Source organism: Bradyrhizobium sp. IC4059 (assembly GCF_020193615.1).
Taxonomy (GTDB): domain Bacteria; phylum Pseudomonadota; class Alphaproteobacteria; order Rhizobiales; family Xanthobacteraceae; genus Bradyrhizobium; species Bradyrhizobium yuanmingense.
In genome coordinates this window covers 579,252-590,545 of record NZ_JADYVH010000002.1, presented here as the reverse complement: position 1 = coordinate 590,545, position 11,294 = coordinate 579,252, and the positions used below count along the sequence as shown (strand labels likewise).

Genomic DNA, 11,294 nt, shown 5'->3' with positions numbered 1-11,294 from the left:
CAGTATGCTGACTATCAGTATACTTGTCAATGATGCGCACCGCTCTGCCCCGGAGGAGATTTCGGTGAAAGACAACAACGACATGCCCGGACATCTGGCACGCCGCTTCCAGCAGATCTCGGTCGCGGTGTTCCTGGCCGAGGTCGAGGACGCCGGCTTCGATCTCACTCCGGTGCAATACGCCGCGCTTGCAACCATCAAGGCCAATCCGGGGCTCGATCAGGTGACGCTCGCCGGATTGATCGCCTACGATCGCACCACCATCACCGGCGTGATCGATCGCCTCGTCCAGAAGGGCCTCGCGGAGCGGCGCCCCTCCAGCCGCGACCGCCGCGCGCGTGAGCTCGAGATCACCGACGAGGGCCGCCGCACGCTGCGCAAGATCACCCCGGCCGTCGAATCCGCGCAGCGCATCATGCTGCGCGGCCTCAGCGCGAAAGAGGGTGAGGAGCTGATGCGGCTGCTGCGCAAGGCCATCGCCGCCGGCAACGAGCTCAGCCGCGCGCCGCTGCGCGATGCGCAGCTCTGATCGCGGACCATGTCCGTAATTGTCGCAGCGCACGAAACCAGGAACTAACCTTCGGCTGCTAACGTCGGCCGCATTGGGGCGCTTAACGCGCGATTAACTTTGCGGGGCGGAGTTTCGGATGTTCAGGTTCCTCGTTGTGGCCGCGGCCGTCGCGCTCTCGACCGTTCAGGCGGTCGCAGGGGGCCATGGCGGCGGCGATCCTCCTCCGCCGAAGGTCGAGGCGCCAACGGCTCCCGCGAAGGTCATCCTGACCAAGCAGGGGCCCAAGCTCGTCGATCTCAACGGCATGACGCTCTACTATTATGAGCGCGACACCACGGGAAAGACGTCGAACTGCAACGGCAAGTGCATCGAGAGCTGGGTGCCGCTCGCCGCAACGGCCGACGCCAGGGCCGTCGGCGACTTCACCGTGATCAACCGCAACGACGGCAGCAAGATGTGGGCCTACCGTTATCGCCCGCTCTACACCTCGCCCGCCGACAAGGCGCCGGGCGACGCCAACGGCAACGCCACGACGCTGCAATGGCGGGTCGCCCGGCCTGAGAACTAGAGCGTGACAACGCACCTAAATTCGAACTGACCGGCGCAGACCTCAGCCCCGCCAGCGCCCGCCTGCTGCGGCCTGCGCGCTCTGCCCCGGCGGCAGCACCACGACCATCGAATTGAGCTTCACCCGGTCGTAGAGATCGATGACGTCCTCGTTGCGCATCCGGATGCAGCCGGACGAGATCGCCTGCCCGATATATTCAGGCTGGTTGGTGCCGTGGATGCGATAGAGCGTGTCCTTGTTGCCGACATAGAGATAGATGCCCCGCGCGCCCAGCGGATTGGCGGGACCGCCGGGAACGCGCGCGGGATAGGGACCGAGTCGCGCCTGGATATCCGCGGTCGGGACCCAGTCCGGCCATTCCGCCAAGCGACCGACCCGCGCGACGCCGGAGAACGCCATGGCTTCCTCGCCGACGGCAACGCCGTAGCGGATCGCCTTGCCCTCGGGCAGCACGTAATAGAGGTAGCGCGCGTCGGTATCGACCAGGATCGTGCCCGGCTGCTCCTTGCGGTGGTAATCGACGATGTGACGCAGATATTGCTGGGGCACGTTCGCCTTGGCGTAAGGCGCGTGCGCGAGCAACTGACGGTCGCGCGGCGTCATGCTCGCATCCGTCGATGGCGAAAGTGTCGTCTGCATGCAGCCGCCCAGCGGCAGCAGGGCTGCGACGAACAAAACGAGTAGAGATCTTGGCACCGCCGGCCCCCCGATAGCGGAATAACGACGCCCCCGCCGTCACCAGATATTGCCAAAATCGTGCTGAAAACAAGGCGGTGCAGGAACACATGCGCGTGTTCGGCAAATTGGGTTCCATCACCACAAAGGGCGGAAGAGTGTCGCATCATCTCCATCCCCTCGCCTTGCTTTGGTCAAACCCGGCTGGACTCGTGCGACATGGGGACCGGGTATGGCCTCACCTCGGATCAGCCCCGCGCCAATGCGGATGCCTTAACCTCGAACACTGGGCTTCAAAGGAGCTGCGATGCTCGCGACGCTGAACGCCAAGCAAATCGTCGATGAGATCGTGAAAGACACGGTCAAGGACAACGATCCTCACGACGCGGTCCAGATCTCGCCCGAGATCGTGCGGGCCTCGCGCCCCGCCAGCGTGTCGCCTGCGCTGGCGCCAGAGATCGCGCCGCGTCCGGAGCCCAGGTTTGCCCCGGAACCCAAGTTTGCCCCGCAGCCCAAGGTCACGCCGAAGTTCACTCTGGAGCCGGCGCGCGCGCCCGAGCCAAGCATCAACGTCGTCTACGGAAAATCCACTGCGGCACCGTCGATCGACACCGCTGTCCGCGTCACGTCCAGCGATGGTCCCGTGATGAAGAAGCGGTCCTCGGTCGGCAAGTGGCTGCGCGGGGCGTTCGTCACGTTCCTGCTTGCCGGCGCCAGCGTGGCCGCCAGCATCGCCTGGGAGAAGCACGGCGACACAGCAAAGCAGTTACTGGCCGAATGGACGCCGGTGCTGACCTCGCTGCTCCCGACGACCTCGTTGTTGTCTGCGACACCGCAGCAAAGCGCGCCGGTCGCCGCCGCCCAGGCTGCGCCTACCGCAGCGGAAGCCGCGCCCAACCAAACGGCAGATCAAGCTGCTGCGCCGCCCGCGGCTCAGCTAGCTGCGACTGCGCCCGCGGCACCACAGTCGGTCGACGCGGCGCAATCGGTGCAATCGATGACACGCGATCTCGCCGCCATGGCGCAGCAGATCGAGCAGCTCAAGGCCAACATCGCCGAGTTGAAAGCCGGACAGGAGCAGATGGCGCGTGAGATGGCGAGGCCTCCCGCACCGAAGCCGGTCACCGAGGCGAGGCCGCCGGTCGATCCGCGCGCGCGCGCAGCCGCGCTCCCGCCGCAGCCTGCGGCGGCGCCGGTTCGCAAGCCCAAGCCGCCTGTAACGCGGACCTACATGCCGGCCTCTTCGCCCGCGCCGCTCGCGCCTTCGCCGCCGCTATCGCAGGCCGCCGCCGCCACGCCGCCGGCTGCGCCGACCACGACGACGCAAGCCGTTGCTGATGACGACGGACCTATCGTGCGTCCGCCGATGCCGCTGCGCTAGAGCATGATCCGAACCCGAAGGGCCGCGTAAGCGCAAAGTGCGCAGCGGTTTTCCGAACGATCATGCTCAAACAACAACAACCTGAAGCGCGATGACGATTCATCCTGATCGCATCGCGCTTTAGAGCAGCGACGCAGCCTTGCTGTCACGCGCTCACGCACGCTGTCCGAGTCGATGTGAAGCGTTAACTCCGGGCGATTACGGTGAGCGACGTCTCGCTCAAGAGAAAAGGCCGTCGGGATCTATGCCGGCGGCCTTCTCTTGCAGCTGCCGGTTCCCGGAGCCCGGTTCTGCTGCAATTCCATGCCTAATGATCACGCGGGTATATTTAATAAACTCTTAACGAGCCCGCACGTTGCACATCATTTCTGCGCCATAAGCCCAGAGATTGCGCGCTCTGTTCATTCGATAGATGTCGACTCAGTGGTACCATCCGACATGTGTTGAGACTTGCACTGAAGCTCAGATCGTCACACCGGGGAATTCGGATGCCCTACTATTCTTTCGATCTCGTGGTTGGTGGTGAGTTCAAGAACCAGGGTGGAATCATCCTCGAAGACATCGAGGTTGCCTCCGATCGCGCCGACCAATTGGCTTGCGAGCTGTCGCAGGTAAAGCCCGAACTACAGCAGAAAGGTTGCGCGGTGCGCGTCACCGATCGCGATCACAACGAGGTCTATCGCACGCCGCTCGATCCGGTGCCGGCCTGGCAGCGCTAGGCTAATCCAGCACCGGCGCCTCGAACCAGTTCGTCAGCGACAATCCGCCGTCGACGACGAAGGCTGCGCCGGTGACGTAAGCGGACAGCTTGTTCGACAGCACCGTGAGCGCCATCGGTGCGAGATCCCCGGCCTTACCGAGGCGTCCGAGCGGAATGTGCCGCGCCAGCGCGGGATCGGCGACGAACCCGCCGGCTGCGATCGCGCCGGGGACCAGCGCGTTGACGCGGATGTCGTAGCGTCCGAGCGTCTTGGCCAGCTCCTTCACCAGCATCGCCATGGCGGCCTTTGCCGTCGAGTAATGCGCCAGGTTGCGCGGCGTGCCCGCATGTAGCGAGGTCAGAAACAGGAATGAGCCCGGCCGCTTCGCCGCGATCAGCCGCTTGGCGAGCTCGCGCGCCAGGTGAAAGCCGGCATCGAGATTGACGGCATGCATCTCCTGCCAGGTGTTGCGATCGACTGCGAGCAAGTGATCCGCCTCGCGCCGCGGCGGCGAGGCGCTGTGGACCAAATGCGTGACCTCGCCCAGCGCGGAATGCGCTGATGTCAGCAGCTCATCGCAGGCCTCGAGGCTGGCAAGATTGCCGACCCAGGGCACGGCGAGACCTGGCCTCTCGCTCGCGCCGATCGCGGCACGCACCCGCTCCGCGCTGACATCCGCGAACACGGTGCGGACGCCCTCGCCGACCAGGCCGAGCGCGATCGCGCGGCCGATGCCGTTGCCTGCGCCGGTGACGAGCGCGGTGTCGCGTGTGGGATCGAACGGCGTGCTGAACAGGCTCATATCGCGCTCCGATGCTGGGGAGCGCAGGTTAGCCTACTGGGCCGATCGGCGACAATTGTGTCCCGATCCCATTGCCGAGCGGCGCGCCGGACGCTAGCCTCTCGATAAAATGGAGGAGGTCCCAGGGATGCGCACCGGTTTTCTGATGACGGGCCTGTTGCTGTTGGCCGCGCCGGCCCTCGCGGGCGATGCGCCGCCGCGATCGACCTATGTGACGATGGTCTTGCAGGCCTTCGCCGCCAAGGTCGAGTGCCCCAACACCGATCTCGCCTATCAGGACCTCGTGCAGAGGGCGCAGCAGATGCACCTGCCCGACGGCACCACCGAGAAGGTGCGCAAGGCGATCGCCTGGCTGCATACCGGCGGCAAGATGGGCGAGAAGCAGGACGATGACCTGATGGCGGAGGTCGCGATCGCGACCCAGGCGACCGACATGGACCAGCGCCGCCTCGGCATGTCCGGCTGGTGCGAAGCCCAGAAGACCAATCTCGCCGGCCTGATCCGCAGCAAGGGTGGCTAGCGCGCCGCCCCGTTAAGCACGCCGCGACGGAACCTCTGCCGCGGCCCAAAATCGTCATAATTTTTCACAGCATGCGGCCTCTTTCCGAATTCGAACAGGAGGTCCTCATGCGGAGTATCCATTTCGTTTTCGCCGGCGCGATTGCAGCCGCCGCGGTGCTGACTGCGCCCGCACTGGCGAGAAATTCCGACGCCCAGAAGGGCGGGGAAAAGTCCACCTCGCCGTCCTGCAGTGCCTATCAGCAGGCGCCGGACGGCTCGTGGGAACCGCTGCCCTGCAAGGAATCGGGCGAGCGCGCGCAGCCGCAGACACAGAACCGCAATTCGTCCCAAGGCGCCGATCGCGGCGAGCGTTGAAACTCGCGCGTTCGAGTGTCAGCTCTGATGCGGGCCGCGCATGATCTTCATGGCGTCCACGATGTGACGCCATTCCCTGGCCTCATCGGCCTCGCCGCGGCCCTCGCAGGCCTGGGCCTGCTCAGCGGCCTTCGCGATCGCAGCAAAGCCGTGCTGTTCGAGCATCTGCCGGGCAAGTGTATGGACCTGGACCTCGGACATCATGGGCGCTCTCCCGTCTGACCTGCCGCGGTGCAACGCTGCCGCGGGTGGTTCACAACGATCGAGGCGCGGGGCGCGTTCCGTCCAATCGATGTGAACGGCAAGACAAAGGCGGCCCGCCATGCCCGGCGGACCGCCTTCGCACCCACCCCAGAATCGGGAGTCTGCGGCCGCGTCCCCTACGCGACCGCCACCTTCTTGCCCTCGAAATCGTTGGGCACCTCGATGTCGACCTCGAGGGTCGAGACCTCGTCGCCGCGTTCAAGCCGGACGATGACCTTGGTCGGGTCCAGCATCACATGTTTGGACACGACAGCGAGAATTTCCTCACGCAGCACACCGAGCAGATCGGGCTGGCCGCGCATTCCACGTTCATGGGCAAGCAGGATCTGCAGCCGTTCGCGCGCGACGGGTGCTGTGGCCTTCTTGCCGCGGAGGAGTCGAAGCAGACCCATGCTCATGCAGCCCTCCGTCGCAGCAGCCGGTCCATAAATCCTCTGCGCTCGGCAGGAACGTGCATTGTCACGTTCTCGCCGCAGAGGCGCTTAGCGGCGTCCATATAGGCTCGTGCCGGCGCTCCATCGGCATTCGACAGAGTCACAGGCGTGCCGACGTTGGAGGCCTTCAACACGTCCTGGCTCTCGGGGATGATGCCGAGCAAGGGCGTGGCAAGGATCTCCAGGATGTCGTCGATGGTCAACATCTCGCCGCGCGCGGCGCGCGAGGGATCGTAGCGAGTGATGAGAATATGCTTCTCGACGCGCTCGCCCTTCTCGGCCCGCACCGTCTTGGAATCGAGCATGCCGATGATGCGGTCGGAATCGCGCACCGAGGAGACTTCCGGATTGGTGACGATCACGGCCTCGTCGGCAAAGCGCATCGCCATGGAAGCGCCGCGCTCGATGCCGGCCGGGCTGTCGCAGATCACCCAGTCGAACCGGCTGCGCAACTCGGCAATGACCTTGCCGACGCCCTCCTCCGTCAGCGCGTCCTTGTCGCGGGTTTGGGACGCCGGCAGCAGCCACAAATTCTCCAGCCGCTTGTCCTTGATCAGCGCCTGCGGGAGTTTGGCGACGCCCTGCACCACGTTGATGAGATCGAACACGACGCGGCGTTCGGCGCCCATCACGAGGTCGAGGTTGCGCAGGCCGACGTCGAAATCGACGACGACCACCTTGTCGCCGCGCTGCGCCAAGGCAGCTCCCAGCGCGGCGGTCGTCGTGGTCTTACCGACCCCGCCCTTGCCTGATGTCACGACCAGTACCTTACTCATCTGAAATGTCTCCTTTGCTGGTCAGTTCAGTGCTGTAATTCGCATGGTATTCCCCTGCAGCCAGGCCTGCGCCGGCTTGCCGCGCAGGGCCTCGTCGATGTCCTCGGCGGTCTGATAAAATCCGTCGATTGCAAGCAGTTCGGCCTCGATCTTCTGGCAATAGATGCGCGCGCTGGTGTGTCCATTGACGCCCGCCATGGCGCGGCCGCGCAGCGCGCCGTAGACGTGGATGGAGCCGCCGGCGACGACCTCGGCGCCCGAGCCGACCGAGCCGAGAATGGTGACGTCGCCTTCCGGGAAGATCACGGTCTGGCCCGAGCGCACGGGGTTTTCAAGCAGCAGCGACGTCGGCTTGGTCTCGACCTTCGCTTCGGCCTTCTTCGGCGCGCTCGGCTCGACCACGCAGCTGCGTCCGCCCGACAGCAGCGGCGGCATCATCGGCGTCAGCCTTGCCTCCTCCACGCCCTCGATGCCGAGCACGCGGATGTTGCGGTCCTGCAGGCTGGTGAGCAGATGGCCGATGCCGGCCTGGCTGAGATCGACCGAAGACAGGTCGATCACCACCGGCCGTCCGGCGAAAAAGCCGGGCGAGCGCGCAATCGTGGCGTCGATCTCGTGCAGCCAGTCCTGGACCGGAACCGTCGGCGTGAACACGAAAGCCACATAGGAGCGCCCGCGCAGGCGCACCATCTGACGTTGGACCTTTGCTGCAGCCTCCATGGCGGCCGACTCGTTCCCTGTTATTGAATGGTTAACGATGCGGCCGATATGGTTAATGGCTGGTTAATGTCTCCGCGCAGTTACGTGAGTGGAGGCGCGGTCCCGTAGCCTGGATGGAGCCAACGGTCGGCGCGAAAGCGCCGCCCGTTTGTGCAATCCGGGTCTCGCGCATCACCCGGCACTCTCCCGGATTGCGCTGCGCTCCATCCGGGCTACGAAGCTGGGCGCGGCGTAAACACCGCGCCCTCGCCTCTTCCGCTCAGGTCTTGCTGCGCGTCTTGCTGAGCAGATAGTTGTCGTAGAAATTCTCCGCGATCTGCGTATAGAACAGCACCTCCTTCATATACGCGTCGTGGCTCTCCTTGGTCCGCTTGAACAGGTCGCTCTTGGCGGCGAGCTCGTTCAGATGGTCCTGAGTCGCATTGTAGCAGGCCTCCAGCACCGGTTGCGGGAACGCCTTCAGCTCGGTGCCGTTCGCAATCAGCCGCTTTAGCGCACCGGGGTTCACGCTGTCGTATTTCTCGAGCATCCACGCACCGGCCGCCGCGCCCGCCTGGTTGACGATCGCCTGATATTGCTTAGGCAGCGAATTCCATTTCTCGTCGTTGACGATCATGTGCAACATGGCACCGCCTTCCCACCAGCCGGGGAAGTAGTAGTATTTGGCGACCTTGTAGAAGCCGAGCTTCTCGTCGTCGTAGGGACCGACGAACTCGGCGGCATCGATCGTGCCCTTCTCGAGAGCCGGATAGACGTCGCCACCGGCGATCTGCTGCGGCACGACGCCGAGCTTTGCCAGCACATGGCCACCCATGCCGGCGATGCGGAATTTCAGGCCCTTGAGGTCGTCGACGGACTTGATCTCCTTGCGGAACCAGCCGCCCATCTGGGTGCCGGAATTGCCGCAGAGGATGGCGTGCGCCTTGAAGGGTTTGAGCGCTTCGTTGGTGAGGTCGGCGCCGCCCCCGAAGTGCCACCATGATTCCTGATGCCGATGGTTCATGCCGAAGGGCGCGCCGGTGGCATAGGCCAGCGCCGGCTCCTTGCCGATGTAAAAATAGAGCGGCGTCTGCGCCATCTCCACTGATGCGGTGCTGACCGCATCGAGCGCCTGCAGGCCGGGCACGAGCTCGCCCGCCGAGAAGGTCTGGATCTGGAATTTGTTGTCGGTGGCCTCGGCGACATATTTCGCAAATGTCTGCGCCGTGCCGTAAATGGTGTCGAGCGATTTCGGGAAGCTCGACGTCAGGCGCCATTTAATCTCGGGCATGCTCTGCGCGATCGCAGGGGCCGCAACCAGCGTGGTCGCGCCGGCGACCGCACCACCTTGGAGGAATGTACGGCGTTTCATGATGGGTCTCCCTTGAACTCAGCGTCGAATGGATGGCCTGGGCCACGGTTTCTTGGCGAACCGTTTGCCCGTTCCGGGAGCGGAGTTCAAGCGACGGAAAAGAAAGGTCGGGCTTGCACCGGATACCGTGGACCAGCTGGACCCAGCATGTCGCGGCGGACCCGCCCGCTCGGCCCGGCCTCGCCTCAGGCGGCCGCTGCTTCCTCGTACAGGCCGGCGATGAAATCGCTGAACGTCGGTGCTAGCGGCAGGACATAGCCCCATTGATCGGACATCGCCTGCGCCAGTGTCCAGGGCTTTTCGTATTCGGCCATCTCGTGGTCCATGAACCAGATCTCGCCGAAATGGGCCTTGTCGATCGTCATGCAGATCGGATTGCCGCCGTGGTCGCTCATGATCCACAACAGCTCATCGACGGTCGGCCATTGCGGCGTCTGGCGCGTCTGCACCAGCGAGCACTCGTCGGACCGCAATCCCAGGACCTCCTGCACCGAACCCGCCCAGTCCCCATGCGGCCAGTTGAAGTCGGCGCCCCCCTGATGATAGCCGCCGGCGCAGGCCAGCAGGAAGCGGCGATAGTCGTCCGGCAAGCGACAGCCGATGGACGTCTCGAAGGCGGTGAGCGCGGCTTCGGTTGGTTGCTCCGCGCCAACGTCGATGCCTGCAATGAATTCTGCCAATTTCATATTCCCTCTCCCTGGCGCGGACGCGCAAGCCTTCGTCGCACCCGCCTTGCAGTGGGTTCGAGGGCGACGGATCAGGCCAGAGGGAGAGATTCTCTCAGAGCAGCTTGGCGCTGACGAACAGCGCGCGCACGGCGTTGGTTGCCTGCACCGCCAGCATGGCGTTACCGGCGGCGCCTTCCAGGGCCGCGACGGCGTCCTCGTGCAGCGAGCGAAATTCCATCCACTCGACCGATTTGAAGTTGGTCAGGAATTGATAGGCCTGACCGACGGTCGCGATCGCCAGCGTGTCGCCGTTCAGCTTGATCTTGAACGTCGTGCGCAGCGGGGTCTCGGAATTGGATGGATCGCTCATGGGCTGCTTCTGGACGAGGACGGCTTAACGAAGGGGAAACGGCAGCCCCGCCGTCGCAGGCGAATATCAGGAATCGGTGCTCGCGCGCTGCGAGGCGGTCGCCGCGCCGCGCAGACTCGGCACCACGACCAGGCGGTTGAACTCGCCATTGTCGTAGGCCTTGATGAACCGATCATAGTCCTTGATCGAGACGCAGCCGTTGGAATCGCCGCGCGGCCCGAGCAGGTAATTGTGCGTGAGCAGCCCGACGCGGCCAAGCGCGCTGGTGCCTTCGACCGGGGTCATGCGCAGCGCACGGACGCCGTGGAACGGCTTTTCGCGCGGCTTCAGATCGTAGATCGCCGGCGGCGTCGCGCCGACCATCCGCCGGTCGACATGGTCAGGATTGTCCATCAAGGCGCCCAGGCCGGAATGGGCTTCCAGCGCCACGCCGCTCGGCAGATAGACCGCCTTGGCCGAGATGTCATAGACCGCGGTGCGCGAATCGTAGCCGAGCGCGGCGAGGTCCGGCCCCCTGCCGAGCAGGCCGTCGCCGGGCGTCAGCGAGGCCAGCTTGATCTTGTCGGTGAATTTTTCGAAGAAATTGCGGTTGTCGACCCTGAGATTGGTGTCCGCATAGGCCTGGCTGGAGGCGATCTGAGCGGAGAAGTCCGCCTGGACTGGACGCGCGCGCGGCATGGGGATGGCGTCGGCGCGCTGCGAGCGCCTCGCCTCCTCGGTCATGTACCGGTCGTCCTCGGTCAGGATCGAGCGCCAGTCGTCGCCCTGGAGCTTCTGGGCCAGCATGGCCTTGGCATCCCGCAGCTTGAGCTGGGCCGCATTCACCGCGGAGCGCTCCAGCACCCGCAGACCAAGCTCGCGCGGCGACGGGCCGGCTGAGGCCGAGGCGAAACGGTCCTCGAATGAGGGGGCATTGGCCGGCGGCAACGCCGCGGAGACCAGCGGGGTCGAATCGCTGATATCGGCGACCCACGCGGCGGCGCCGAGCGCCAGCGCCATCGCGGCCACAGACAGCAGAATCGTTTCAGCCCGCCCGACACGGCGGCGCGACAACAGCCTCTCGGCGTGTGCTGCGTCGGAAACCATCAGATCCCCAAATCGACCCCCGGGGGGCTTACCCACCCCCACCCGGAGAGACTCTATACCAGCTACCACATTGGGAGCCAAAAGTTAGGCATAATCGGGGCCGCCAAGGCC

16 protein-coding genes are annotated in these 11,294 nt (G+C 65.0%); 6 read left to right on the top strand and 10 right to left on the bottom strand.

Annotated features, from left to right (window positions below; genetic code table 11):
* Positions 1–64 precede the first annotated feature (64 nt).
* Together I6F12_RS08800 and I6F12_RS08795 are read left to right on the top strand one after the other, a co-directional pair.
* A complete protein-coding gene (locus I6F12_RS08800) occupies positions 65–529 on the top strand; it encodes a MarR family transcriptional regulator (RefSeq protein WP_036000241.1) in 465 nt (154 codons plus the stop codon).
* A 118-nt stretch (positions 530–647) separates the two neighbouring features.
* Positions 648–1,079, top strand: a complete 432-nt coding sequence (locus tag I6F12_RS08795) for a hypothetical protein (RefSeq protein WP_036000243.1) — start codon at positions 648–650, stop codon at positions 1,077–1,079.
* A 42-nt stretch (positions 1,080–1,121) separates the two neighbouring features.
* On the opposite strand, the gene I6F12_RS08790 is transcribed toward I6F12_RS08795, so the two are convergent.
* Complete coding sequence (locus I6F12_RS08790) at positions 1,122–1,718, bottom strand: L,D-transpeptidase (RefSeq protein WP_167361659.1); 597 nt, start codon at positions 1,716–1,718, stop codon at positions 1,122–1,124.
* 343 nt (positions 1,719–2,061) lie between these two features.
* On the opposite strand from I6F12_RS08790, the gene I6F12_RS08785 reads away from it, so the two are divergent.
* Positions 2,062–3,135, top strand: a complete 1,074-nt coding sequence (locus I6F12_RS08785; protein WP_225155982.1) for a hypothetical protein — start codon at positions 2,062–2,064, stop codon at positions 3,133–3,135.
* 488 nt (positions 3,136–3,623) lie between these two features.
* On the top strand, positions 3,624–3,854 hold the full coding sequence (locus I6F12_RS08780; RefSeq protein WP_057029028.1) for a hypothetical protein: 231 nt from the start codon (positions 3,624–3,626) through the stop codon (positions 3,852–3,854).
* Position 3,855: 1 nt separating this feature from the next.
* Here I6F12_RS08780 and I6F12_RS08775 read toward each other — a convergent pair whose 3' ends face one another.
* Positions 3,856–4,638, bottom strand: a complete 783-nt coding sequence (locus I6F12_RS08775; RefSeq protein ID WP_225155981.1) for an SDR family oxidoreductase — start codon at positions 4,636–4,638, stop codon at positions 3,856–3,858.
* 127 nt (positions 4,639–4,765) lie between these two features.
* On the opposite strand from I6F12_RS08775, the gene I6F12_RS08770 reads away from it, so the two are divergent.
* Both I6F12_RS08770 and I6F12_RS08765 read left to right on the top strand, forming a co-directional pair.
* The gene (locus tag I6F12_RS08770; protein ID WP_036000295.1) at positions 4,766–5,158 is read left to right on the top strand and encodes a hypothetical protein; all 393 of its coding nucleotides are present in this window, start codon (positions 4,766–4,768) and stop codon (positions 5,156–5,158) included.
* A 107-nt stretch (positions 5,159–5,265) separates the two neighbouring features.
* The gene (locus tag I6F12_RS08765) at positions 5,266–5,514 is read left to right on the top strand and encodes a hypothetical protein (RefSeq protein ID WP_025035957.1); all 249 of its coding nucleotides are present in this window, start codon (positions 5,266–5,268) and stop codon (positions 5,512–5,514) included.
* An 18-nt stretch (positions 5,515–5,532) separates the two neighbouring features.
* Here the strand turns inward: I6F12_RS08765 and I6F12_RS08760 are convergent, their stop codons facing one another.
* The 8 genes from I6F12_RS08760 to I6F12_RS08725 form a co-directional block, all read right to left on the bottom strand.
* Positions 5,533–5,718, bottom strand: a complete 186-nt coding sequence (locus tag I6F12_RS08760) for a hypothetical protein (RefSeq protein ID WP_036000257.1) — start codon at positions 5,716–5,718, stop codon at positions 5,533–5,535.
* Positions 5,719–5,894: 176 nt separating this feature from the next.
* Entirely contained in the window at positions 5,895–6,176 is a 282-nt protein-coding gene (gene minE / locus I6F12_RS08755) for a cell division topological specificity factor MinE (RefSeq protein ID WP_036000260.1), read from the bottom strand.
* On the bottom strand, positions 6,173–6,988 hold the full coding sequence (gene minD / locus I6F12_RS08750) for a septum site-determining protein MinD (RefSeq protein ID WP_036022837.1): 816 nt from the start codon (positions 6,986–6,988) through the stop codon (positions 6,173–6,175). Before minD ends, minE begins: the two co-directional genes overlap by 4 nt.
* Positions 6,989–7,009: 21 nt before the next feature.
* A complete protein-coding gene (gene minC, locus I6F12_RS08745) occupies positions 7,010–7,708 on the bottom strand; it encodes a septum site-determining protein MinC (protein WP_225155980.1) in 699 nt (232 codons plus the stop codon).
* Positions 7,709–7,967: 259 nt separating this feature from the next.
* Entirely contained in the window at positions 7,968–9,059 is a 1,092-nt protein-coding gene (locus I6F12_RS08740) for a substrate-binding domain-containing protein (RefSeq protein WP_225155979.1), read from the bottom strand.
* A gap of 185 nt (positions 9,060–9,244) precedes the next feature.
* Positions 9,245–9,745: an SMI1/KNR4 family protein gene (locus tag I6F12_RS08735; protein WP_036022833.1), complete on the bottom strand. Its 501-nt coding sequence runs from the start codon at positions 9,743–9,745 to the stop codon at positions 9,245–9,247.
* Between the two features lie 94 nt (positions 9,746–9,839).
* The gene (locus I6F12_RS08730; protein ID WP_036000273.1) at positions 9,840–10,097 is read right to left on the bottom strand and encodes a hypothetical protein; all 258 of its coding nucleotides are present in this window, start codon (positions 10,095–10,097) and stop codon (positions 9,840–9,842) included.
* Between the two features lie 66 nt (positions 10,098–10,163).
* Positions 10,164–11,114 carry a DUF2778 domain-containing protein gene (locus tag I6F12_RS08725; protein WP_036000297.1) on the bottom strand — a complete coding sequence of 317 codons (951 nt, stop codon included), beginning with the start codon at positions 11,112–11,114 and terminating at the stop codon, positions 10,164–10,166.
* Between the last annotated feature and the right edge of the window lie 180 nt (positions 11,115–11,294).

What these genes read in the sequence shown, in the direction of transcription:
- I6F12_RS08795 (WP_036000243.1), top strand. Translation starts at nt 648, where the DNA reads ATGTTCAGGTTCCTCGTTGTGGCCGCGGCCGTCGCGCTCTCGACCGTT.
- I6F12_RS08790 (WP_167361659.1), bottom strand. Translation starts at nt 1,718, where the DNA reads ATGCAGACGACACTTTCGCCATCGACGGATGCGAGCATGACGCCGCGC.
- I6F12_RS08785 (WP_225155982.1), top strand. Translation starts at nt 2,062, where the DNA reads ATGCTCGCGACGCTGAACGCCAAGCAAATCGTCGATGAGATCGTGAAA.
- I6F12_RS08780 (WP_057029028.1), top strand. Translation starts at nt 3,624, where the DNA reads ATGCCCTACTATTCTTTCGATCTCGTGGTTGGTGGTGAGTTCAAGAAC.
- I6F12_RS08775 (WP_225155981.1), bottom strand. Translation starts at nt 4,638, where the DNA reads ATGAGCCTGTTCAGCACGCCGTTCGATCCCACACGCGACACCGCGCTC.
- I6F12_RS08770 (WP_036000295.1), top strand. Translation starts at nt 4,766, where the DNA reads ATGCGCACCGGTTTTCTGATGACGGGCCTGTTGCTGTTGGCCGCGCCG.
- I6F12_RS08765 (WP_025035957.1), top strand. Translation starts at nt 5,266, where the DNA reads ATGCGGAGTATCCATTTCGTTTTCGCCGGCGCGATTGCAGCCGCCGCG.
- I6F12_RS08760 (WP_036000257.1), bottom strand. Translation starts at nt 5,718, where the DNA reads ATGATGTCCGAGGTCCAGGTCCATACACTTGCCCGGCAGATGCTCGAA.
- minE (WP_036000260.1), bottom strand. Translation starts at nt 6,176, where the DNA reads ATGAGCATGGGTCTGCTTCGACTCCTCCGCGGCAAGAAGGCCACAGCA.
- minD (WP_036022837.1), bottom strand. Translation starts at nt 6,988, where the DNA reads ATGAGTAAGGTACTGGTCGTGACATCAGGCAAGGGCGGGGTCGGTAAG.
- minC (WP_225155980.1), bottom strand. Translation starts at nt 7,708, where the DNA reads ATGGAGGCTGCAGCAAAGGTCCAACGTCAGATGGTGCGCCTGCGCGGG.
- I6F12_RS08740 (WP_225155979.1), bottom strand. Translation starts at nt 9,059, where the DNA reads ATGAAACGCCGTACATTCCTCCAAGGTGGTGCGGTCGCCGGCGCGACC.
- I6F12_RS08735 (WP_036022833.1), bottom strand. Translation starts at nt 9,745, where the DNA reads ATGAAATTGGCAGAATTCATTGCAGGCATCGACGTTGGCGCGGAGCAA.
- I6F12_RS08730 (WP_036000273.1), bottom strand. Translation starts at nt 10,097, where the DNA reads ATGAGCGATCCATCCAATTCCGAGACCCCGCTGCGCACGACGTTCAAG.